General features: G+C 64.8%; 19 protein-coding genes. All 19 read left to right on the top strand.

The features are described 5' to 3' along the window. Positions 1-126 precede the first annotated feature (126 nt). The 19 genes from Q0O40_RS01755 (at position 127) to Q0O40_RS01845 (ending at position 22,785) form a co-directional block, all read left to right on the top strand. Positions 127-627, top strand: a complete 501-nt coding sequence (locus Q0O40_RS01755; RefSeq protein ID WP_295525422.1) for a division/cell wall cluster transcriptional repressor MraZ — start codon at positions 127-129, stop codon at positions 625-627. Next, positions 624-1,595: a 16S rRNA (cytosine(1402)-N(4))-methyltransferase RsmH gene (rsmH, locus tag Q0O40_RS01760; protein ID WP_295525425.1), complete on the top strand. Its 972-nt coding sequence runs from the start codon at positions 624-626 to the stop codon at positions 1,593-1,595. The genes Q0O40_RS01755 and rsmH overlap by 4 nt, the downstream gene beginning before the upstream one ends. Then, entirely contained in the window at positions 1,592-2,263 is a 672-nt protein-coding gene (locus Q0O40_RS01765; RefSeq protein ID WP_295525428.1) for a hypothetical protein, read from the top strand. Before rsmH ends, Q0O40_RS01765 begins: the two co-directional genes overlap by 4 nt. Further along, the gene (locus Q0O40_RS01770) at positions 2,260-3,999 is read left to right on the top strand and encodes a penicillin-binding protein 2 (protein ID WP_295525430.1); all 1,740 of its coding nucleotides are present in this window, start codon (positions 2,260-2,262) and stop codon (positions 3,997-3,999) included. The genes Q0O40_RS01765 and Q0O40_RS01770 overlap by 4 nt, the downstream gene beginning before the upstream one ends. After that, complete coding sequence (locus tag Q0O40_RS01775) at positions 3,996-5,447, top strand: UDP-N-acetylmuramoyl-L-alanyl-D-glutamate--2,6-diaminopimelate ligase (RefSeq protein ID WP_295525433.1); 1,452 nt, start codon at positions 3,996-3,998, stop codon at positions 5,445-5,447. Before Q0O40_RS01770 ends, Q0O40_RS01775 begins: the two co-directional genes overlap by 4 nt. Continuing rightward, complete coding sequence (murF, locus tag Q0O40_RS01780) at positions 5,444-6,940, top strand: UDP-N-acetylmuramoyl-tripeptide--D-alanyl-D-alanine ligase (RefSeq protein WP_295525436.1); 1,497 nt, start codon at positions 5,444-5,446, stop codon at positions 6,938-6,940. The genes Q0O40_RS01775 and murF overlap by 4 nt, the downstream gene beginning before the upstream one ends. After that, positions 6,941-8,005 carry a phospho-N-acetylmuramoyl-pentapeptide-transferase gene (gene mraY, locus Q0O40_RS01785; protein ID WP_295525438.1) on the top strand — a complete coding sequence of 355 codons (1,065 nt, stop codon included), beginning with the start codon at positions 6,941-6,943 and terminating at the stop codon, positions 8,003-8,005. It abuts the gene before it with no gap. A 7-nt stretch (positions 8,006-8,012) separates the two neighbouring features. Further along, on the top strand, positions 8,013-9,347 hold the full coding sequence (gene murD / locus Q0O40_RS01790) for a UDP-N-acetylmuramoyl-L-alanine--D-glutamate ligase (protein ID WP_295525441.1): 1,335 nt from the start codon (positions 8,013-8,015) through the stop codon (positions 9,345-9,347). Positions 9,348-9,349: 2 nt separating this feature from the next. Next, entirely contained in the window at positions 9,350-10,561 is a 1,212-nt protein-coding gene (locus tag Q0O40_RS01795) for an FtsW/RodA/SpoVE family cell cycle protein (protein ID WP_295525443.1), read from the top strand. Next, positions 10,558-11,742: an undecaprenyldiphospho-muramoylpentapeptide beta-N-acetylglucosaminyltransferase gene (murG, locus tag Q0O40_RS01800; RefSeq protein WP_295525445.1), complete on the top strand. Its 1,185-nt coding sequence runs from the start codon at positions 10,558-10,560 to the stop codon at positions 11,740-11,742. Before Q0O40_RS01795 ends, murG begins: the two co-directional genes overlap by 4 nt. Further along, complete coding sequence (gene murC, locus Q0O40_RS01805) at positions 11,739-13,151, top strand: UDP-N-acetylmuramate--L-alanine ligase (RefSeq protein WP_295525447.1); 1,413 nt, start codon at positions 11,739-11,741, stop codon at positions 13,149-13,151. The genes murG and murC overlap by 4 nt, the downstream gene beginning before the upstream one ends. Further along, positions 13,148-14,041 carry a UDP-N-acetylmuramate dehydrogenase gene (gene murB, locus Q0O40_RS01810; RefSeq protein ID WP_295525449.1) on the top strand — a complete coding sequence of 298 codons (894 nt, stop codon included), beginning with the start codon at positions 13,148-13,150 and terminating at the stop codon, positions 14,039-14,041. Before murC ends, murB begins: the two co-directional genes overlap by 4 nt. After that, entirely contained in the window at positions 14,038-15,009 is a 972-nt protein-coding gene (locus Q0O40_RS01815) for a D-alanine--D-alanine ligase (protein WP_295525451.1), read from the top strand. Before murB ends, Q0O40_RS01815 begins: the two co-directional genes overlap by 4 nt. A 2-nt stretch (positions 15,010-15,011) precedes the next feature. Then, positions 15,012-16,004: an FtsQ-type POTRA domain-containing protein gene (locus Q0O40_RS01820; RefSeq protein WP_295525454.1), complete on the top strand. Its 993-nt coding sequence runs from the start codon at positions 15,012-15,014 to the stop codon at positions 16,002-16,004. A gap of 4 nt (positions 16,005-16,008) precedes the next feature. Next, positions 16,009-17,292 carry a cell division protein FtsA gene (ftsA, locus tag Q0O40_RS01825; RefSeq protein WP_295525456.1) on the top strand — a complete coding sequence of 428 codons (1,284 nt, stop codon included), beginning with the start codon at positions 16,009-16,011 and terminating at the stop codon, positions 17,290-17,292. A 178-nt stretch (positions 17,293-17,470) separates the two neighbouring features. Continuing rightward, positions 17,471-18,994, top strand: a complete 1,524-nt coding sequence (gene ftsZ / locus Q0O40_RS01830) for a cell division protein FtsZ (protein ID WP_295525458.1) — start codon at positions 17,471-17,473, stop codon at positions 18,992-18,994. 175 nt (positions 18,995-19,169) lie between these two features. After that, positions 19,170-21,302 (top strand): hypothetical protein, encoded by a 2,133-nt coding sequence (locus tag Q0O40_RS01835; RefSeq protein WP_295525461.1) that lies wholly within the window; start codon positions 19,170-19,172, stop codon positions 21,300-21,302. Positions 21,303-21,475: 173 nt separating this feature from the next. Continuing rightward, the gene (locus Q0O40_RS01840) at positions 21,476-21,979 is read left to right on the top strand and encodes a YbjN domain-containing protein (RefSeq protein WP_295525463.1); all 504 of its coding nucleotides are present in this window, start codon (positions 21,476-21,478) and stop codon (positions 21,977-21,979) included. Further along, positions 21,976-22,785, top strand: a complete 810-nt coding sequence (locus Q0O40_RS01845) for a pyrroline-5-carboxylate reductase (protein ID WP_295525464.1) — start codon at positions 21,976-21,978, stop codon at positions 22,783-22,785. Before Q0O40_RS01840 ends, Q0O40_RS01845 begins: the two co-directional genes overlap by 4 nt. Positions 22,786-22,902 lie beyond the last annotated feature (117 nt).

Below are 22,902 nucleotides of genomic sequence, written 5' to 3' on the forward strand. Positions count from 1 at the left end.
CGCTTTCCCGCGTTAACACCAAAATCATCGAGACGAACTTCATGTCGCATCCACAGGGGATGAGTCGGCGAGCGCGATGCGCGCGCCGGGATGGAAGGCTTTTGTCCGTTCACTTGGGGTGCTGGGGTGACGGGAACGCCGTCAAATTATCGGGGTCAGGGGTTCTCGCCGCGCGGCGACAAGAACCGCTTTGTCCTGCCCACTGCGTTCCGCTCCGCCATCCGCGAAGCTTCGGGCGGCCAGCCGATCCTGTGCCTTGATAAGCATCACAATTTCAATTGCCTCGTCGGCTTCGGGCTGTCGCGCGTCGATACATTTGCCGATGTGCTCGATCGCGAAGAGGTCAATGCGATCAAGCAAGGCACACCTTTCGACCGCGATACGCGCAGCGGCCAGCTCTATGCTTATTACGACGTCGGGTTCGACGATTCGGGCCGCTTCATCTTGGGCGATTCCATCGCCGAGCAGGCGAAAATCACCGATGCGCTCTATTTCAACGGCGGCGGCGAGCTGATCACGATCTGGGCGCCCGAAGAGCTGTTCAAAATGGACGCCGGGTGGGACAGCGCCAAGGCCAAGTGCCGCGCGTTGATGAGTGAGGCGGCTGCCAAGGCGAAGCGCAAATGAGCGCGCCGCACATCCCCGTGCTCCTCGAAGAGGTGATCAGCGCGCTGAACCCGCAGCCCGGCGATATCGTGGTCGATGCCACGTTCGGCGCGGGCGGCTATACCCGCCGCCTGCTCGATGCCGGGGCCACGGTCCATGCCTTTGACCGCGATCCCGACGCGATTGCCGCCGGACGAGGCTGGGCCGAGGCGGCCTGCGAGCCTGCTCGGCTGGTGCTTCACGCGCGCCGCTTTTCCGAGATTGTCGCCTCGCTGGCCGAAGCTGGCCTTGCCCGGGTGCAGGGCGTGGTGTTCGATATCGGGGTGAGCTCGATGCAGCTCGATCAGGCGGCGCGCGGCTTTGCTTTTTCCAGCGACGGTCCGCTCGATATGCGCATGTCGCAAGACGGTCCAAGCGCCGCCGATTTCCTAAACGAAGCCGCCGAAGAAACGATCGCCGATGTGCTCTATACTTTCGGCGATGAGCGCCAGTCGCGCCGTCTGGCCCGCGCCATCGTGGCCGCGCGCCCGCTGTCGAGCACTGGCGAGTTTGCCCATGTGGTGCGCAAAGCGCTGGGATATCGCGCCAATGCCAAAGGGGCAGGCGCGCAAAAAGACCCTGCAACCCGCAGTTTTCAGGCCGTTCGCATCCATGTCAATGGCGAGCTTGACGAGCTTGCGGCTGGGCTGGCCGCCGCCGAACACGTGCTGGAGCCGAGCGGAAAGCTCGCCGTGGTCAGCTTCCACAGCCTGGAAGACCGGATCGTGAAGCAGTTCCTGCGTGAAGCCTCGGGCGCTGTGCCCGCAGGATCACGGCATTTGCCGGTGCGTGCGGCGGCCGGTGCGCCGGTGTTTGAAAAGCCTTCTGCTGCGATCCGGCCCAGTGCCGAGGAAGAAGCGCGCAATCCGCGCGCCCGGTCGGCCACGCTGCGCTGGGCGATGCGTACGAGCACCGCTGCGCGCGCTGAGAGCGGAGCGGCGGGCGCATGATTACCAAGGCGCAAAGCTTTCGCTCGATTGGCTGGATGGCATTGCTGGCGGTGTGCATCGCATTGGTGATGGTGCTGGCGTTTCGGGTGAACGCACTGCGCAGCCAGGTGAAACGGACCGAAGACAAGATCATCGCGCTGCGGCTTGAGCAAAGCTACCTCCAACTCGAATTTCAAACCCGCGCCAGCCAGCAGCAACTCAGAGACTGGAATACGCTCGAATTTGGATATGCCGCGCCCACGGCAGGGCAATATCTGGAAAACGAGCGGCAGCTGGCGCAATTTGCCCGGCCCGATGCGCCGGGCGCGCCGGTGCCGATCCGGGTTGCCAGCCTCGATGATACCGTGGCCGCAAACGCGGCATTTCCGGCGTTGGTCTCCCCGCTGACGGGCAAACCGGCGGCCGCTGAAGCGCCTGCGGGAGAAGTCGGCGAGGGCGAGGCGGCACCTCGCGATCACGGTGCTGCAAAAGCAGCGCTGGGCGCGCGATTGGCGAGGGTTTCTGCGTTGCCGGGGGCGGACGATGCGGCGGAACCGGCCGCCCGCCCGGCGAAGGACAAGCCTGCGCGCGCGCTGGCTGCGGCGGCAAAGCCCAAAGTGCTGGCTGACGCTAAATCGGCTGGCATGAAGCCCGCGCGCATGGCGACCGAAACGCGGAGCTACAAATGAACGGGATGACCGCCTCTGCTGCCTTGGCCTCGGGCCGGGTCAGGCTCGCCAATGTGCGGCAGATCTCGCTGGTCACGGCCAAGATGCGCGTGCTGTGGGTGCTCGGCGGGTTTGTGTTCATGACCTTTGTCGCGATCATTCGCATCGGCCAGCTGGGCATTTCCGAAGTTGCGCCCGAACGCACCTCGATGGCGCAGGCGCTGCTCCCTTCGCGCGGCGAGATCGCTGATCGCAACGGTCTGGCGCTGGCCCGCGCGTTTGCGTCCTATTCGCTGTGGTACAATCCCAAAGCGCTCGGCGCGGAGGGTTCGCCTCTGGTCAAAACGCCCGAGGAAATCGCGCGCGCTTTGCTCGAGATCTTTCCGGACGCCAATTTTGCCGATCTGGTCAAGCGGCTGAAAGCCAAGAACGGCAGCTATCTGCATCGCCGCGTCCTACCCGAAGAAGCCAACCGGGTCTTTGCCCTGGGCGAGCCTGCGCTGGAGTTTCCGCGCGAGGAGCAGCGTTTCTATCCGCAAGGCTCGCTTGCCGCCCATGTGCTCGGCTATGTCGATCAAGAAGGCAAAGGCAAAGTTGGCATGGAAAGCGTTCTGGAGCAGCGGCTGCTCGATCCGGCGCGGCGCGGCGCGCCTACGCCGCTGGCGATAGACGCGCGCGTGCAGGGCGCGCTCGAAGACGAGCTGATGCATGGTATGCTGGAAACCAGCGCGAAGGCGGCGGCCGGGCTCATCCTTGATGTCGATACCGGCGAAGTGATCGCGCTCGCCTCGCTTCCTGCGTTCAACCCCAATCGTTCCGATCTGGCGTTTAACGAACTGGTCTCCAATCGCGTTTCCACCCGGGTGTTTGAGCTTGGCTCGACCTTCAAGCCGATCACGATTGCTGCCGCCATCGACGCCGGGGTGATCACCGATCTTGCGGTGCGCTATCCGACGGCCCCGTTCAAGATCGGCGGGTTCACCATTCACGACAGCCATGATTTCGGCGCCTTTCTCAATGTGCCCGAGGCGCTGATCCATTCATCGAACGTCGTAACCGCCCAAGTGGCGGACAAATTGGGCGCAGGGGCGCTGCGGCGCACCATGATGCAGCTCGGAATGAATGAACGCCCGACGATCGAACTGCCGGCGCGGGGCTTTCCGCTCTGGCCGCGCGGTGTCAATGCTGCGGGCGATTGGTCGCAGATCACCACGATGACGGTCAGCTATGGCCATGGCATCGCCGTCACCCCGCTGCATCTCGCGGCGGCTTATGCCGCGCTGGTCAATGGGGGCATCTGGCGTCCGGCCACGCTTTACAAGCTGGATCCGGCGCATGTGCCCGCTGGCCGCCGGGTCTTTAAAGCCTCAACCAGCGCGCGGATGCGCCAGCTTTTGCGCATGATCGTGGCTGGCGGCACAGGCCGGCGGGCCAATGCGGCCGGTTTCCGGGTGGGCGGAAAGACAGGTTCTGCGGAAAAGTCCGGCGGGGGCGGCTATCGCAAGACCTCGTTGATCGCGACATTTGCCGCAGCCTTCCCAATGGATAAGCCGCGCTATGTCGTGATCGCGATGCTCGATGAGCCGCAGGCCACGCAGACCACTTCAGGCCAGCGCACGGCGGCCTATAATGTGGCGCCGATTGTCAAGCGGGTGGTGCCGCGCATCGGGCCGATGCTGGGGGTGGTTCCTGATAGCACGCGCGATGTCGATATCTCGGATATAAGCCCGCTCGTCAGAAGCGGAGAGGGCGAATGAGGCTGGATGCGTTGGTGCAGGCGGCGGGCTTGGTCTGCGAAGGCCTCGGCGACGCGAATGTGACCGGGTTTGCAATCGACCACCGCAAAGTGGCCCCCGGCACCGTGTTTGGCGCGTTTGTGGGCGCCAGCTTCAACGGCGAGGACTTTATCGACGCGGCGATCGCGGCAGGAGCAGTGGCCATCGTCGCCCGCGCAGAGGCGCGTGTGGTCGGCGCGGTGCACTTGGCCGATCCGCTGCCGCGCCGGGCCTTTGCGCGGCTGGCAGCCGGTTTCTTCGCCCCCGTGCCCGCCACGATTGCCGCAGTCACGGGCACCAATGGCAAGACGTCGGTTGCCGAAATGACCAGACAGCTTTGGCGGATGGCAGGGCATTCGGCCGCCTCGATCGGCACGCTGGGCGTAACTACCGCCGATGAAAGCGTGTCGACCGGGCTCACCACGCCCGACATCGTCACGTTTCTATCGAACATGACCGGTCTTGCGCGCGAGGGCGTTACCCACGTCGCCTACGAGGCATCGAGCCACGGTCTCGACCAGTATCGCAACGAAGGGCTGCGCGTGAGCGCGGGCGCATTCACCAATCTCAGCCGCGATCATCTCGATTATCATGGCACGATGGAGCATTATTTCAGCGCCAAGATGCGTCTTTTTGATGAAGTTGTCGCGGCAGATGGCGTCGCTGTGATCTGGGCCGACGACGAATGGTCAGCCCGCGCCGCCGAACATGCGGCGCGCCGGGGCCTCCGCGTGCTCGGCGTGGGTGCGCAAGGCAAGGATTTGCGCCTGATCAGCCGCACCCCGACCCAGCTAGGGCAAGTGCTCGAACTGGTTCATGAAAACATCATTACCAAGCTTACCTTGCCGCTAATCGGCTCCTATCAGGCTGCTAATGCACTTGTTGCGGCCGCGCTGGTGTTGGCGACGGGCGGCGAAGCGGCGCGCACGTTCGACAGCCTCTCGCGCCTTCAGCCGGTTCGCGGCCGGCTTGAGCGCGCGGCCATCAACCGTGCCGGAGCGCCGGTTTACGTCGATTATGCCCATACCGCCGATGCTCTGGTGGCGGCGATTACGGCGCTGCGCCCGCATGTCAGCGCGCGTTTGATAACGGTTTTCGGCGCTGGCGGCGACCGCGATGAAGGCAAGCGCCCGGACATGGGCCGCGCGGCCTGCGCCGGATCGGACGTGGTGATCGTCACCGACGACAACCCCCGCGGCGAGGATCCCGCCATGATCCGCGCGGCGGTTTTGGCCGGATGCAACGAAAAAGCCCGCGAAATCGCCGAGCGCCGCGCCGCCATTGCCGCCGCGATTGCCATGGCGGACGCAGGCGATATCGTGCTGGTGGCAGGGAAAGGCCATGAGCAAGGCCAGATTATCGGACGCGGCGCAGATGTTCGCGTCCTGCCGTTCGATGATGTTCAGGTTGCCCGGGAGTGCTCTGTATGAATGCCCATCCAGCCCTGCTTAGCTGGCCCGCCGAACCCGGCGACGCGCGCGGCCTTGCGCTGTGGAGCGCCGAAGCGATCGCGGCGGCCACCGGGGGCACGGCGTCCGGCCGGTTCGAAGTTTCAGGCTGCGCGATCGACAGCCGTGAGGTGATGGAGGGCGATCTGTTCTTCGCCTTGAGCGGCGAGCAGGCCGATGGCCACAGGTTTCTGGACGGCGCTTTTGCGCGGGGCGCTTCGGCGGCGATTGTCGACCGGCCCATTGCGCAGCCGCACGTGCTGGTTAAGGACACCGCCAAGGCCTTGCACGATCTCGGCGCAGAGGCGCGCGCCCGGGTTGACGCGGCGATCATTGGCGTGACCGGTTCGGCCGGAAAAACCGGGGTCAAGGAGGCGCTCTTTGCCGCGCTCGACCGGGGCAGCAGGGGCCTGGCGCACCGCTCGGTCAAGAGCTTCAATAATCATGTCGGGGTGCCGCTCAGCCTCGCGCGGATGCCCGCGCGCAGCCGGTTTGGCGTGTTTGAAATGGGCATGAACCATGCAGGGGAATTGGCCGCTCTCACGCAGCTTGTACGCCCGCATGTCGCCGTGGTGACGACGATCGCGCCTGCGCACATCGGCCACTTTTCAGGCGAGGATGCCATCGCCGATGCCAAGGCGGAAATTTTCGAAGGGCTGCAAGTCGGCGGCACCGCGATCATCCCGGCAGATAATCCGCATTTCGAGCGGCTGCGCGCCAAGGCGGAGCGCCACGCCGGGGCGGTGATCGGCTTTGGCCGCAGCGCGCATGCCGCTGTGCGGCTGCTCGATGCGGTGCCTGCCATGGGCGGCGGGACGATGGTCTGCGCCGAGTTTTCAGGTGAACTGGGACCGCGCAAGATCTGCTATGTCGTGGCCCAGCCAGGCACGCATTGGGTTGCCAACTCGCTGGCCGTGATGGCCGCTGTCGCCGCAGTTGGCGGCGATCTGGGCGCGGCGGGCCTGGCGCTCGCGGAAATGCCGGGCCTGGCCGGCCGGGGCGTGCGCCACGAAGTACCCGCGATCGGCGGCGATGGATCGGGCAAGGCGCTGCTGATCGATGAAAGCTATAATGCCAATCCGGCCTCGATGAAGGTCACGATCGAGCAACTGGGGGCAACCCCTGCGGTGCGGCGCGTGGCGGTGCTGGGCGCGATGAAGGAGCTGGGCGCTGCCGAGGCGCAATATCATGCCGCGCTGGCCGAGCCGTTGCTGGCCGCCGGGATCGAGCGGATCGTGCTGGTGGGAGCGGAAATGGCAGCGCTGGCTAGCGCGCTGGGGAAAAGCGGCGATGCCGTGCTTGCGGGCAGAATCGAACTCGACCATGTCCAGACCACCGCCGAAGCCGCAGAATGCCTCGCTTCGGATGGTCCGCAGGGTGGCGACGCCATTCTTGTGAAAGGGTCCAATTCGGTCGGGCTGGGCGCGCTTGTGCGGGCCTTGACGATCAGGGAAAACGGGGCACGGGAACGCTGAATGCTCTATCTTTTGGCGAAGTGGCTGCATTTTGAGGGCTTTGCCAACCTCATCCGCTACCAGTCGTTCCGGTCGGGCGCGGCGCTGCTGACGGCGCTTGCCATCGGGCTGATCATCGGCCCCCGCTTCATCAACATGCTGCGCGTGCGCCAGGGCAAAGGCCAGCCGATCCGCGAAGACGGGCCGCAAAGCCACCTCGCCAAGCGGGGCACGCCGACGATGGGCGGCCTGATGATCGTGATCGCGCTGATCGGCTCGCTATCGCTTTGGGTGGATGTGCAAAGCCGGTTCATCTGGGCCTGCCTCACCGTCACCTTGGGCTTTGGCTTGATCGGATTTCTCGACGATTATGACAAAGTCACCAAATATGCGCACAAAGGCGTTTCCGCGCGGGTGCGCCTGCTTGCGGAATTTGCGGTTGCAGGGATCGCCACCGCCATCGTGGTTACCGATACCAACCTTTATGTGCCGGTGTTCAGCAATCTCTATATTCCGATGGGGCCTGCCTACTATCTGTTTGCCGCGTTTGTGATCGTGGGGGCGGGCAATGCGGTGAACCTGACCGATGGGCTGGACGGGCTGGCGACCATGCCGGTGATCGTCGCTGCGGGCACTTTTGCGATCATCGCCTATCTGGCCGGACGGGCCGACTTTGCCGCATACCTTGGCATTCCGCATGTGCCGCGCGCGGGCGAGCTGGCGATCTATTGCGCCGCGGTGATGGGCGCAGGCCTTGCTTTCCTGTGGTTCAATGCGCCGCCGGCCGCGGTGTTCATGGGCGATACCGGCAGCCTAGCTTTGGGCGGCACGCTGGGGGTGATCGCGGTTTCGATTCACCACGAGATCGTGCTCGGCATCGTGGGCGGACTGTTTGTGATGGAGGCGGTCTCGGTGATCATCCAGGTGGCTGTTTACAAGCGGACGGGCAAGCGGGTGTTTCTGATGGCCCCGATCCATCATCATTTCGAACAACTGGGCTGGAAAGAATCGACCGTGGTGATCCGTTTCTGGATCGTTTCGATCGTGCTTGCGCTGCTCGGGCTCGCTACGCTCAAGGTGCGGTGAGCCTAGCGTGATCGTCTCCCCCGCCTTTGCCGGTAAGCGTTACGCGGTTCTTGGGTTGGCGCGCTCGGGGATGAGCGCGGCGCAGACTTTGCTGGCGAGCGGATCTGCTGTGACCGCGTGGGATACGCGCGAAGAAGCGCGCGAGGCGTTGGACGGACGCGCGGTGATCGCCGATCCGCTGACGATTGATCTGGCGGGGTTCGACGGCGTGGTGGTGTCCCCCGGCGTTCCACTTAATCGGCATCCGATTGCCGATTATGCGCGCGGGTTTGGCGTGCCCCTGATCGGCGACATCGAGCTTTTCGCGCAGGCGAGGCCAAGCCTGCCGCCGCACCGCGTGGTCGCGATCACCGGGACCAACGGCAAATCGACGACGACCAAGCTGGTTCACCACATCTGCCTTGCCGCAGGCCTGCCATCGCGGATGGGCGGCAACATCGGCCTGCCGGTGTTGGAGCAGGATCCCTTGCCGCCGGGCGGGATTTATGTGCTCGAGCTGTCGAGCTACCAGATCGATCTGACCTACAGTCTGGCGGCGGATGTGGCCGCGCTGATCAACGTGAGCCCCGATCACCTCGACCGGTATGATGGCTTTGCGCAATATGCCGAGGCCAAGGCACGCCTTTTTGCCATGCAGGCGGAGGACCAGGATGCGGTGTTTGGCTGCGGTGATGCGGTGACGCTGGAGTTTGCCCGCCGCGAACAGGCGCGAAAACCTTCAAACCGAGTGCAAGTGGTCGATCCTGCGGGTTTGGCGGGGCAGGCGGATTGGCCCTCGCTGCAAGGCCCCCACAATCTTCAAAACGCGGCGATTGCGGCTGAGATCGCGCGGATGCTGGGCATCGGCGAGGATGTCTGGCGCGGAGCAATGGCCAGCTTCGTTGGCTTGCCCCACCGGATGGAACGGGTGGCCGATGCAGGCGGCGTCTTTTACATCAACGACAGCAAAGCGACCAATCCCGCCTCGACAGCGCCCGCGTTGGGCGCTTATCCGCGCATCCACTGGATCGTCGGCGGCTTGCCGAAAGGCGATGATCTGGATCCTTGCGTACCCTATTACGGGCATGTCGTGCAGGCCTACACCATAGGCGAGGCGGGGCCGCGCTTTGCCGAATTGCTCGAACCCTTCATGCCGGTGGTGCGCAGCGAGATGCTGCCCAATGCAGTGCGGCAGGCGATGGACGCCGCCATGCCGGGGGATGTGGTAATGTTCTCGCCCGCCTGCGCCAGCTTTGATCAGTTCCGCGATTTCGAAGCGCGCGGTGACAGCTTTCGCGCCATCGTTGCGGCGCTGCTCGCCGAACGCGGCGCATCGGCTGCGCCAGCCGGGCAGGGCACATGAGCATGACCAGCCCCACGCGGCTTGTGGCCAATCCGACACGCGATGGCGGCGTCGTCGTTTCCGGGCGCGCGAACCGTCCTCGCCGCAGCAGGCGCAGCGAGCTGCTGATCTGGTGGCGCGAGATCGACCGGGTTTTGCTCGGTCTGATCCTGCTGCTGGTGCTGGTCGGGGCAGTCGCCGTGGCCGCAGCTGCGCCGGCCGGCGCCAAGAAATATGGAACCAGCGATCTGCACTTTTTCTGGTTGCACTTGCGCTGGTTGACCGTCGGCCTGATCGCGATGTTCATCGCCTCGCTGCTGCCCAAGGAAACCAGCCGCCGCCTGGGGATTCTGCTGGCGGCGGCCATGGTTGGCGCGTTGATGCTGGTGCCGCTGGTCGGCGGCGAAGTGAACGGCGCGCGGCGCTGGTTGTGGATCGGCTTCAGCCTGCAACCTTCCGAGTTTCTCAAACCCGGGTTTGCAATCGCGGTGGCGTGGATTTTGTCGTGGCGTGTGCGCGATCCCGGAATTCCGGTCATCTCGATCAGCATTGCGCTCGTCGGGCTGGTCGCTGCCTTGCTGATGGCGCAGCCTGATTTTGGCTCGACCGTGCTGTTTTGCGCGGTATGGTTTGTCTTGGTGCTGCTTTCGGGCCTGTCGCTGGCGCGCATCGGCTGGAGCCTTGGCGTCGGGATCGTGATCGTCGCGCTGGCGTATTTGTTTTACCCGAACGCGACCAACCGCATCGACGCGTTCATTTCGGGCGGCAGCGAATTCGATCAGGTCGACCTGGCCATGCGCACATTGCTCAATGGCGGCTGGAGCGGCACGGGGTTATGGCTCGGCAGCCGCAAGATGGCGCTGCCCGAGGCGCATACCGACTATATCTTCTCGGTGATCGGCGAGGAATTCGGGTTGGTCGCGTGCGCGCTGACTGTCGTCATCTATGCCGCGATCGTGCTGCGCGTGCTGCTGCGGCTAATGGACGAAGATGATCTGTTCACGATCCTGGCGGCGGCCGGCCTCACGGCCCAATTGGCGGGCCAGGCGTTCATCAATGTGCTGGTCAATCTGCAACTGTTTCCGTCGAAGGGCATGACGCTGCCGCTGATCAGCTATGGCGGATCTTCGACCATTGCGCTGCTGCTAGGTGTCGGCTTCCTGCTCGCTATCACGCGCAGGAACCCCTATCTCAGCCGCGAGACATTCGATTTCAGGGAGCCTTGGCGGCCATGAGTGCGGTTTCGCGGCATTATGTCCTCGCGGCTGGGGGAACCGGCGGGCATCTGATCCCCGCGTTTGCATTGGCGATCGAGCTGGAGCGGCGCGGCCATCACGTGGCGCTGGTCACCGACGAGCGCGGTGCGCGCATTCCGGGCAAGCCTGCGTTTCTGCCTGCGCATGTCCTGCCAGCCGGGCGGATGAGCAAGAACCCGATTGGATTGGTCCGGGCAGTGCGAGCAATTGTTCAGGGCCGCGCGATGGCGATGCGCCTGTTTGAGAGCTTCGAGCCTTCGTGCGTTGTGGGGTTCGGCGGCTATCCGGCGCTTCCCGCACTGCTGGGCGCGCGGGCGGCGGGGGTGCCCACCATCATTCATGAGCAGAACGCAGTGCTGGGCAGGGTCAACCGCCTGCTGGCGGGGCGCGTTGATCTGATCGCGACATCGTATCACGAAGTTGAACGGCTCGATCCCAAACTGTGGGGAAAGGTGCGCCTTGTCGGCAATCCGGTGCGCGCGGAAGTGCTGGCGCTGCGCGGCGAGCCATTTCCCGAGTTTACCGAAGACAGCCTGTTTCGTGTGCTTGTGACCGGGGGAAGCCAGGGGGCCTCGATCTTGTCCGAGGTCGTGCCCGACGGTCTTGCTATGCTGCCCCCGGCGCTTCGCCACCGTTTGCAAGTGACGCAGCAATGCCGGCCCGAAGACCTTGACGCGGTGCGCGCGCGCTATGCGGGGCATCAAATAACGGCGGAACTGGGCGCATATTTCGAGAACATGGCCGAGCGGCTGGCTGAGGCGCACCTGTTTGTCGGCCGCGCCGGCGCATCGACCATTGCCGAACTGACGGCGGTGGGCCGCCCGGCGATACTCGTGCCGCTGCCGATAGCGACCGATGATCATCAGGCGGCCAATACCGCGGAGATGGTCAAAGCCGGCGGCGCGCGCGCCATCCGTCAGGATGGTTTCAACGCCAAGGAACTGGCCAAGCAGATTCAGGCGATGTCGCTGCATCCCAAGGCGCTGACCAATGCTGCCCACGCGGCGTGGAATTGCGGATTGCCCAATGCCGTGTCCGATCTGGCCGATCTGGTGGAGAGCTTTGGCGGTGAGCCGCTGATGGATGTCATCCGCATGGACGGCGCGCCTGCTGCCGCGGCTGCGACGAAGCAGGCGCTGGCAAGGGAAAACGCCGAATGAGGGGCGTGGGCATCGACATCGGCACGATCCACTTTGTCGGGATCGGCGGCATCGGCATGTCGGGCATTGCCGAGGTGATGCACAATATGGGCTATGCCGTCCAAGGCTCTGACATGGCAGATAGTTATGTCGTTGAGGGCCTGCGGTCGCGCGGGATCACCGTGATGATCGGCCAGCGCGCCGAGAACGTCGAAGGCGTTTCGGTCGTGGTCACGTCGACGGCGGTGAAGCGCGATAATCCCGAAGTTGTCGCCGCGCTCGAGGCACGCGTTCCGGTGGTGCGCCGCGCGGAAATGCTGGCCGAGCTGATGCGGCTCAAGAATACCGTCGCGGTGGCGGGCACGCATGGGAAGACAACGACGACATCCATGGTGGCCTGCCTGCTCGATGCAGGCGGCATTGATCCTACGGTGATCAACGGTGGCATCATCAATTCCTATGGCTCGAACGCGCGGCTGGGCGACAGCGATTGGATGGTGGTCGAGGCGGACGAAAGCGACGGGTCTTTTCTGCGGCTCGATGGCACGATTGCGGTCGTCACCAATATCGATCCCGAGCATCTCGATCATTATGGCTCGTTCGAGCGGGTGAAGGAATCGTTCGTCGAGTTCATCGAGAATGTGCCGTTCTACGGCGCGGCGATCCTGTGCATCGATCATCCCGAAGTGCAGGCGATCATCCCCAAAGTGCGCGACCGGCGCGTGGTGACCTATGGCTTTTCGGCGCAGGCCGACGTGCGCGGCGAGGGGGTCACGCCGATCCCCGGCGGCAATCGGTTCACCGCCGTGCTGCGCCGCCGCGATGGCTCTTTCCGGCGCATTGAGGATATCGTGCTGCCGATGCCCGGCCGTCACAATGTGCAAAATGCGCTCGCCGCGATTGCCGTGGCGCGCGAATTGCGGTGCAGCGATGACCAGATCCGCGCGGGCTTTGGCGGCTTTGGCGGGGTCAAGCGGCGCTTTACCAAAGTGGGCGAGGTGGGCGGCGCGCAGATCATCGATGACTATGGCCACCACCCGGTCGAAATCCGCGCAGTGCTCGCTGCCGCGCGCGAAGGGGTGAAGGGCCGGGTGATTGCCGTGGTGCAGCCGCATCGTTTCACCCGCCTGCGCGATCATCTTGAAGCGTTTCAGGGCGCGTTCAACGATGCCGACGTGGTCTTTGCCGCGCCGGTCTATCCCGCTGGCGAAGCGCCGATTGCGGGGATCGACAGCGCCGCGATGGTCGAGGGGATGAAAGCACGCGGGCACCGTTCGGCGCAGCTGATCGCCGGACCGGAGCCTCTGGCGCAGGAACTGGCAGGATTGATCGAGCCGGGTGACATGGTGGTGTGTCTGGGCGCGGGCGACATTACCAAGTGGGCCGCCGGGCTGGCCGGTGCGATTGCGGCGCGAAGGGCTGCGGCATGACGACAGCCACAATGCCTCGGGTTCGCGGCAAACTCACGGCTAACGCGCCATTGGCTCCGTTGGTGTGGTTCAAGTCCGGCGGCAACGCTGAGTGGCTGTTCGAGCCGGCCGATCTGGCTGATTTGCAGGACTTTCTGCGCGACCTCGGTCCTTCTGTGCCGGTGATGGCGCTCGGCCTCGGGTCCAATCTGATCGTGCGCGATGGCGGGGTGCCGGGCGTGGTGGTGCGGCTGGGCAAGGCGTTTGCGCAAGTGGACAAGGCGGATGATCTGATATTGGCCTGCGGTGGGGGTGCTTCGGGCATCCTCGTTTCTTCCACCGCGCGCGACAATGGCATTGCGGGGATGGAGTTCCTGCGCTCGATCCCCGGCACGGTCGGCGGTTTTGCGCGCATGAACGGCGGGGCCTATGGCGCTGAGGTCAAGGATGTGATGACCGATTGCGATGTGGTGCTGCGCTCGGGCGAGCTTGTGACCCTGCCGGTGGCCGAAATGGGCTACACTTATCGCCATTCGGCGCTGCCCGAAGGCGCAATCGTGGTGGCGGCGCGTTTTCGCGGCCGCGCGGGCGATCCGCCGTCCATTCAGGCCGAGATGGACCGCATCGCGGCCGCCCGCGAGGCTTCGCAGCCCTTGCGCTCCAAGACCGGCGGCTCGACCTTCAAGAACCCGGATGGCCATAAGGCGTGGGAACTGGTCGATCGCGCCGGATGCCGGGGCATGACGCTCGGCGGCGCGCAAGTGAGCGAAAAGCACACCAATTTCCTGATCAACACCGGCACCGCCATCAGCAGCGACATCGAAGCGCTGGGCGAGATGGTCCGTGATAAGGTGCGCCAGACTTCGGGCGTCGATCTGCAATGGGAAATCCAGCGGGTGGGCCAGCCATGACACTCCCCAAACTCCATATCGCCGTCTTGATGGGCGGCTGGTCGAGCGAGCGGCCTGTGTCGCTCATGTCCGGCAATGGTGTCGCCGATGCGCTTGAGGCCAAGGGCCACCGAGTCACGCGGATCGACATGGGCCGCGACGTGGCGCTGCGGCTGGCGGAGGCCGCGCCCGACGTGGTGTTCAACGCGCTGCACGGTACGCCGGGTGAAGACGGCACGGTGCAGGGCCTGATGGACTTGATGGGGCTGACGTACACGCATTCGGGCCTCGCCACCTCGGTGATCGCGATCGACAAGGAATTGACCAAGCAGACGCTGGTGCCGCGCGGCATCCCGATGCCCGGCGGGCGTATGGTGGCGAGCGAGGAACTTTACCTGCGCGATCCGCTGCCGCGCCCCTATGTGCTGAAACCGGTCAACGAAGGATCGTCGGTGGGCGTCGCGATTGTGACCGCCGAGGGCAATTATGGCCACCCGATCAGCCGCGACAGCATCGGGCCTTGGCAGGAATTTGCCTCGCTCCTGGCCGAGCCTTTCATTCGGGGGCGCGAGCTGACCACGGCCGTGTTGGGAGACCGGGCGCTGCTCGTGACCGAACTGCGCCCCAAGTCGGGCTTTTACGATTTTGACGCCAAATATACCGACGGGATGACCGAGCACGTCTGCCCGGCGCAGATTCCCGACGAAATCACCGAGGCGTGCAAGGACATCGCGCTGCGCGCGCACCAGCTGCTCGGCTGCCGGGGCACCAGCCGTTCGGACTTTCGCTGGGATGATGAGCAAGGCGTCGAGGGCCTTTTCCTGCTCGAGGTCAACACCCAGCCGGGGATGACCCCGCTCAGCCTGGTGCCCGAACAGGCGAAGGCGCTGGGCATGGATTATGGCGATCTTGTCGAGGCGATTATCGCCGATGCGCTGGCGTGCCGGAATCCCCGCAGCGCCAGTGCGCTTGCGCAAGGGGGGGCATAGCCATGGCGCAGACCATCCGCCGCGGGGGCAAGAGCGTGCGCCGCGCAGCGGCGGCGAGCGGTACGCGCCGCAAAATGGATACCGCGCGCAAGCAAACGGGCACGATGATCGACACCACCGTGCGGTGGCTGCCGGTGAGCGAGGATACGCTCTATCGCGTTTTGATGATGGCGATCTTGGCGGGCGCGGCGGTTCTGACATGGATCGTCGCGAGCATGGCTGGCCTGCCGGCGCTGGCCGAGGCGCAACTCGCCGTGGTGGCTGGGCAAACGGGATTTGAGGTCAAGCGCGTGGAAGTGCGCGGGCTCAATCGGATGAACGAGCTCAAGATCTACGAGAAAGTGCTGAGCGAGCGCGATCAAGCGATGTCGCGGCTCGATCTGGCGGCGTTGCGGACCACGCTGCTTGATTTGCCATGGGTCAAGGATGCGCGGGTCTCGCGCCAGCTTCCCGATACGCTGGTGGTCGATGTGGTCGAGCGCGAACCGCATGCGGTGCTGCGCACCGGCGATAAGTTTACGCTGATCGACAACACCGGGCATCCACTCGAAGCGGTGAGCGAAAAGCGCGCGCGCGGCATGCTGGTCCTGACCGGTGATGGCGCAGGGGCCCGCTCAAAGGATCTGGGCGCGCTGTTGGAAGCGGCCCCGGCGCTGAAGCCGCAGGTCGCGCAGGCCGAATGGATTGGCCATCGCCGCTGGAACCTGACCTTCAAAACCGGCCAGATCCTCGCGCTGCCCGAAGGCGCGGATACTGCGGCGGCGGCGCTCCTCACTTTTGCGCGGATGGACGGGGTCGACCGGCTGATTGGCGGCAAAGTCGCCAGTTTCGACATGCGCGCGCGCGACCGCACCTATATGCTGGTGCCCGGCCGGGCGGCTGCGGCTGGCGCGCGGCAACAGGAAATCGCCGATGCCAAGGCTGCGCAAGCCAAAGTTGCGACCAGCAAGACGCGCAGCGAAAGCCCTTCCGGCAAAGCCGCGAAAGATCAATGACGGCATGGCACCTGCGCGCATCACCAAAGTTTTTGCAGCCGTCAATCTCGGCTCGTTTCGCGTCTCGGCGATGATCGCCGGGCTATCTGAAAACGGCGAAGTATTGGTGCTGGGCTCTGGCCACCGCGCGGCGCAGGGCATCAAGCGCGGCTACGTCACCGATATGCAGGCCGCCACGCACTCCGTGCGCGATGCGATCGAGCGCGCGGAGAAGATGGCCAATGCCAGCGTGCAGAGCGTGTGGATCGGCTGCGCCGGCGCGGGGCTCGCCAGCAGCACCGCGCAAGTCGAGGTTGATATCGGCGGGCGAAGGATCGAACAGGACGATATCGAGCAACTGCTCATGGCAGGCCGCGAGGTGATCCAGCCCGATGGAAGGATTGTGCTGCACGCGCAGCCTGCGCACTATACGCTGGACGGCGCGCATGGTGTCCCCAATCCGCGCGGGCTCCATGCCGAACGGCTCGCAGTCGACATCCATGTCATGCTGGCAGACGGTGCGCCGCTGCGCAACATTACGGAAACGGTTGAAAATGCGCATCTGCGGGTAGAGGCCGTGGTCTGTTCGCCGATCGCGGCGGGCCTTGCCTGCCTGACGCCCGAGGAGCGTGAACTGGGCGTCACGCTGGTCGAATTCGGGGCCGAGGTCACCACGGTTTCGCTCTATGCTGCAGGTATGCTGCGCGGCATGAAGGTGATCGCTTATGGCTCTGGCGATATCACCGATGCGATTGCTTCGGCATTTGGCATTCGCCGCTATCAGGCGGAGCGGCTCAAATGCATGTCAGGCTCGGCGATTGCCAGCCCGGCCGATCACCGCGAGATGATCCCGGTGAACGCCCCCGGCGATCTTGAAGGCGCGGGGCCGATGGCGCGCCACGCCGATGACAAGAACCGGGTCCCCCGCGCCGAATTGATTTCGGTGATCACACAGCAGCTTGGCCACTTTACCGAAGAAGTGGCCAAGGCGCTCAAAGGCATGAACTTTGCCGGAACGCGCGGCCAGCAGGTGGTGCTGACCGGCGGCGGCGCGCAATTGCCGGGGCTGGCCGATTATGTGCAGGCCGCGCTCGCCCGGCCGGTGCGGATCGGCGCCCCGCCCACGATGCTGGGGCTTCCGCCCGGCCATGCGACGCCGAGCTCATCCACGCTGGTGGGGCTGGTGCTTTATGCCGCAGCCGATCCGATCGATATTCGCTCGATCGGTCCGGCGCATGATCCGGGGCGGCCCTACACCGGGCTCGGCCTCGTCAACAGGGTTTGCCGGGCCGTACGGGAGTATTTCTGATCATGCCGATCGCCCGTAGCTCGATGGATGCGCGCAAACCACGCGCTGTCTCGGACTCAACCTGTGGAAAAGCGCAGTTTGCCTTTGATTCGGTGAAACGATCCGTGCCAAAGCATTGCAGATATTCATTTTGCGGCGGACGCATCCGCGCCCAAGCACACCCTGACGGGAGAGCGACATGAGCATCAACATCGGACCGCCGGCAATTGACGAATTGCGACCGCGCATCACGGTCATCGGGGTTGGCGGAGCAGGTGGCAACGCCATCGGCAACATGATCAACGCCAAGATCGAGGGTGTCGAGTTCGTTGTCGTCAACACCGACGCGCAGGCGCTGAACAATTCGATCGCGGAAAACCGCATCCAGCTAGGGCCCGACATCACGCAAGGTCTGGGCGCGGGCGCGCGCGCTGAGGTTGGCCGGGCGGCTGCCGAGGAAACGCTGGCAGAGCTGGAGCGCGCGCTTGAGGGCGTGCACATGTGCTTTATCGCGGCGGGCATGGGCGGCGGCACCGGCACTGGCGCTGCGCCAGTGATTGCCGAGGCCGCGCGCCGCAAAGGTGTGCTGACAGTGGGCGTGGTGACCAAGCCCTTCCTGTTTGAAGGCACGCGCCGCATGCGCGCCGCAGACGCGGGCATCGAAGAGCTGCAAAAGCATGTCGATACCCTGATCGTGATTCCCAACCAGAACCTGTTCCTCGTCGCCAAGGCCGAAACCACCTTCAAGGAAGCGTTCCAGCTGGCCGACGAGGTGCTGCAGCAAGGTGTTCGTTCGATCACCGATCTGATGGTGATGCCGGGCCTGATCAATCTCGATTTTGCCGATGTGCGATCGGTAATGGGCGAGATGGGCAAGGCGATGATGGGGACCGGCGAAGGCGAAGGCCCGAACCGCGCACTCGAAGCGGCCGAACGCGCGATTGCCAACCCGCTGCTCGATGGTGTTTCGATGCAGGGGGCCAAGGGTGTGATCATCTCGATCATCGGCGGCGACGACATGAAGCTGCTCGAAGTCGATGAGGCGGCCAATCATATCCGCGAACTGGTTGATCCCAATGCCAACATCATCTGGGGTTCGGCGTTCAATCCCGACCTTGGCGGCAAAATCCGCGTTTCCGTGGTCGCCACCGGGATCGAGCAGGCAGGCGAAATGGTCGAAATGATCCAGCGTCCGGCCAGCATGGGTTCGGCGCGTGGTCCACAGTTTCCCGGCGCAGGCAATGCCCGGTCAGCGCCCCCGTTCACGCCGCCTCCGGCAACCGCAGCACCTGAACCGGCCATGACCGTCAATCTTGGCAAAAGCCCAGACGCGCCGGACACGAGCGGGCAGTTTGATCACTCAGCGGCCGGGGCATCGGTTGCCGCAGCCGGCCAGGGGACTGCGCCTGAGGAGGACGAGCTCGATCTGACTCCTCATCTCAGCAAAGGCGAAGGCGCGCCTGAGCCGTTTGCAGATGTTGACGACGAAGCCGATAGCGCCCCCGCGCCGCTGATGCCGCCTCGCTTTGGCCGCATCCAGACCGGCGCAGGCGATCCGCCCGCGCCGACAACGCCGGCTCCAGCCACCGGAAGCACCTTGTTCGAACGCATGGCCAATCTCTCGCGCGGCGGCGGCGCACCCAATGCGGATCCGGCGGACGATGGCGATGACGGCAGCGCGCTGAACATTCCTCGTTTTCTGGGCCGGCAGAACAACCAGTAGCAACAATTCGGGTCGTCCGGCTCGCTATATGGGCCGGGCCGCCGCGCTGGCTGTCGACGGGCAGGAACCTTGCCACTATAGGGACGGCTTGATGAAGCCCCCAAGGTCTATGCTCCATGGCAGTTTACTGCTGAAAACACGCTTGCTTGCGCTTGCAACTTTGCGAGCAGCGGTGGTGTTCGGGCTTGTCGTGCCAGCGGCGCACGCCGCGAAGCAAAGCGCATCCCCAAGCAGCGGCGCATCGGCAGGCAGTTCGGGGACGCAAGCCACGGTTCAGACGACCGGGCCAAGCGCCGGGCAAAGCCTGAACGCCGCGCTGGCGCGTCTCTCGCGTGATCCGCAAAACACGGCGGCGTTGGTCGATGCTGGCAATGCGGCGCTGCAATTGGGCGATACCGATGCCGCAGTCGGTTTTTTTACGCGCGCCGATCAGGTTACGCCGAGCAACGGGCCAGTCAAGGCGCAGATCGGGCGCGCCATGCTGCAAGCTGGCCAACCGTTTGAAGCCATCGGCTGGTTTGATCAGGCAGAGGCGACGGGTGCGGACGCGGCCGCGATGGCCAGCGACCGCGGGCTCGCCTATGATTTGATCGGCGACAACGCCGCCGCGCAGCGCCAATACCAGCGCGCGCTCAGCCGGGGCGGTGATGAGGAGGCAACCCGGCGCTACGCGCTCAGTCTCGCCATCGCTGGCGATCGGCGGGGTGCCGAAGCGATCCTCGCGCCGCAGATCCAGCGACAGGACCGCCCGGCCTGGCGGGTGCGCACGTTTATCGTGGCCATTCTGGGCGATACGGATGAAGCCGTCGGGATTGCCAACGCTTCGATGCCGCCCGCGATGGCGCAAGGCATAACGCCCTATTTGCGCTACCTGCCCCGCCTGACGCCGGCACAGCAGGCCGCTGCGGCCAATCTGGGCAGGTTTCCCCGTGCGGCCGATATCGGCCGAGATGAGCCGCGCGTGGCGCAGTATGCGCTGCTTCATCCCCGCGCGCCGCGGATGGATAGCGGGCTTATTCCGGCAGGCGAAGCGCTCGGCGGCCGCGGACGGCAGAACGAGCGCGAGAGCCGTTCCAATCGGGCAAGAGGGCGGCGCGGCTCAGATAAGCAGATTGCGGCGGTTACGCCGTCTCCCGCGCCGAGCCCGCTGATGGTGACGACGCCGTGGGGCCTGCAACCTCGGCCGGCCGCAACGGCTGCAACGTCGGCACCGGGCGCGCCGCCATCGGTTTCTGCGGCACGGCCCACTGTTCTTTCAAAGCTTGACTTGCCGCCTGCTGCGCCGCGTGCGGCCAGTGCGGAGCGGGCTTTGCCCAAACCGCCGCCAGTCACATCGCCGCTGCCCGAGACCCGGATTGCGAACGCAGCGCCGGTCGCCCCGTTGCCCGCTCTGGTGCCTGCGCCAGTCGCCGTTTTGCCCTTGCAGACATTGACCCAGGCGCCGCCTGCCGGACCGCGCACAGCGGAGGTTGCGAGCCCGCCGATTGCCTTGCTGCCCGCAACCAGCGCGGCCCAGCTCGAACTGATCCCCCCACAGGCCGCGCCGCTGCAAACGCTTTCATTGCCGCCAGCGCAGCTAGTGGCGCCAGCCACTTCAACGCCCGCGCAAGCGGACGGGTTCATGAGCGCGTTTACGGACTTCAAGCCGCCAGCCGAGGAGCAGCAAACCCAAGTTGCCGCCGTTGACATCACCAGTATCAACCCGGTCCGGCCGCGTTCGGCAAAATCGGCGCAGGTAGCGGCAGTTACAACCGAAGTACCGGCCAAGGATGGCAAGACTGCGAGCGGCAAAGCGGCCAAAAGTGCAAAAGATGCAGCAGATGTGAAGAGCAATTCCAAAGGCGCGGCGCGCGGCGAGCGGCCCGATGGTCCAACGTCTGTGGCGCGCATCAGCGATGCCGAAAAGGATCAGAGCGATGCCCGCACGGTCAAGGTCACCAAAGGCGCAAAAGGCGAGAAGGACCGCAAGGACGCCAAAGACGCCAAGGATTCCAAAGATGCCAAGGGCGGAAAGAATGCCAAGCCGAGATTGACCCATCCCAGCCGGATCTGGGTGCAGGTGCTGACCGGGGCCAATCGCGATGTCATGGTCAAGGAATGGCGCACCATGTTGCGCGAGGCTGGGGGCCTTAAAGGACGCAAGCCTTACACGACGGCGTGGCGGAGCAACTTCCGGCTTTTGACAGGACCGTTCGAGAGCGGCGCTGCTGCGCAGGACTTCATAAACGGGCTGCGCAAGGATGGCGTCAGCGGGTTCCAGTGGACAAGCCCGGCGGGGCAAGCGATCGATACACTGCAATTGAAATAGGCTCGGGCGCGAGACGGGCGGGTCGGCAGGGTACCTTTCCACAGCTTTTGCACAGGCTTGTCGAGTTTTGCCCAGCGGTGCGCGCTCGTTCGATTGTCCGATGGCGCTGGCTCCGCGATGGCTCTGCCCAGCCAGACGGGAAGGATCATCCAACCGTGCTAAGGGGATCTGCGATGCGGACCGGTCACGACGACGGCGAACGCGACGATGCAGCGCCCGTCGATATGCTCGCCTCGCTGTTCGAAGCGCGGCGTTGGCCTTGCGAGTTTGTTTCGGAAGACGAGATTCAGGGCGAGATTCAAGGCAGCTGGGCCAATTATCAGCTGCGTTGTATCTGGCGTGCCGAGGATCATGTCCTGCAAATCTTGTGTCTGCCCGATGTGCGCATCACCGACGACAAGAAGGCGTCTGTTTTTGAGTTAATGGCGCTGATCAACGAGCAGGTTTGGATTGGCCACTTCGATGTGTGGTCAAATGGGCTGGTGCTGCTCTATCGGCACGGGATGATGCTCGGCGATGATGGCTTGCTCAGCCTGGCGCAGGCGCAATCCACGATCGAGGCCGCGATCGATGAATGCGACCGGTTCTATCCCGCATTCCAGTTCATCCTGTGGGGCGACAAAAGCCCGGCCGAGGCGCTGGCCAGCGCCCTGGTGGATGCAGCTGGCGAAGCATGATCCAGCCCGGCTCCGTTCTTCAGTTTGGCTGCGGCAATATGGGCGGGGCCATGCTCACCGGATGGCTCGCGGGCGGATTTGCGCCTGCGGCGTTTACGGTGGTCGATCCGTTTCTGGCATCGGCCCCGCCGGGGGTGCGGTTGCTGCGCGAGGGGCCTATTGGCGAAGCGCCCGCGCAGGTGGTGATGCTCGGTTTCAAGCCGCAGCAGCTGGCCGACGCCGCTGCCGCTGTCGGTCTGCATGTCGGCCCGCAGACTTTGGTCCTGTCGATCCTTGCCGGGGCTGATCTAGGGACGTTGCGCGGCTACTTTCCCGGTGCTGCGGCGATCGTGCGGGTGATGCCCAATCTGGCCGCTGCGCTCGGCAAATCCCCCATTGCACTGTTCGGCGATGCGGCAGTTGAGGCCCGGCAACTGACCGAAAGGCTCATGGCGCCTTTGGGCATTGCCGAATGGCTGGCGGACGAGGCCGACATGGATCTGGTAACCGCGCTTGCCGGGTCCGGCCCTGCGTTTGTCTACCGGTTTATCGACGCGCTTGCGGAGGCAGCAGCTAAGCTTGGCCTGCCACGCGCACAGGCCGACCGGCTGGCGCTGAGCATGGTGGAGGGCGCAGCGGCACTGGCGGCAGCATCACCGCATGCCCCAGGCGAGCTGGCGCGCCGGGTGGCGAGCCCGGGCGGGGTGACGCAAGTGGGCATCGATGTGCTGGATGCAGAGCGCCGATTGGTGCGGCTGATGGAAGATACACTGCGGGGCGCGCGCGATCGCAGCGCGGAGATGACCGCGCTGGCGCGCAAGGATTGAACGCGCTGGCGCGTAGGGATTGACCGCAAATTCGCCGCGTTACAATTTGCGACAGATCGATTATAGCGATCCTGCTTGAAACTGCGCGTCGCAAGCGCAATAGTGGCACTACATGGC

The organism is Novosphingobium sp. Chol11, from assembly GCF_945870625.1.
Taxonomy (GTDB): Bacteria; Pseudomonadota; Alphaproteobacteria; order Sphingomonadales; family Sphingomonadaceae; genus Novosphingobium.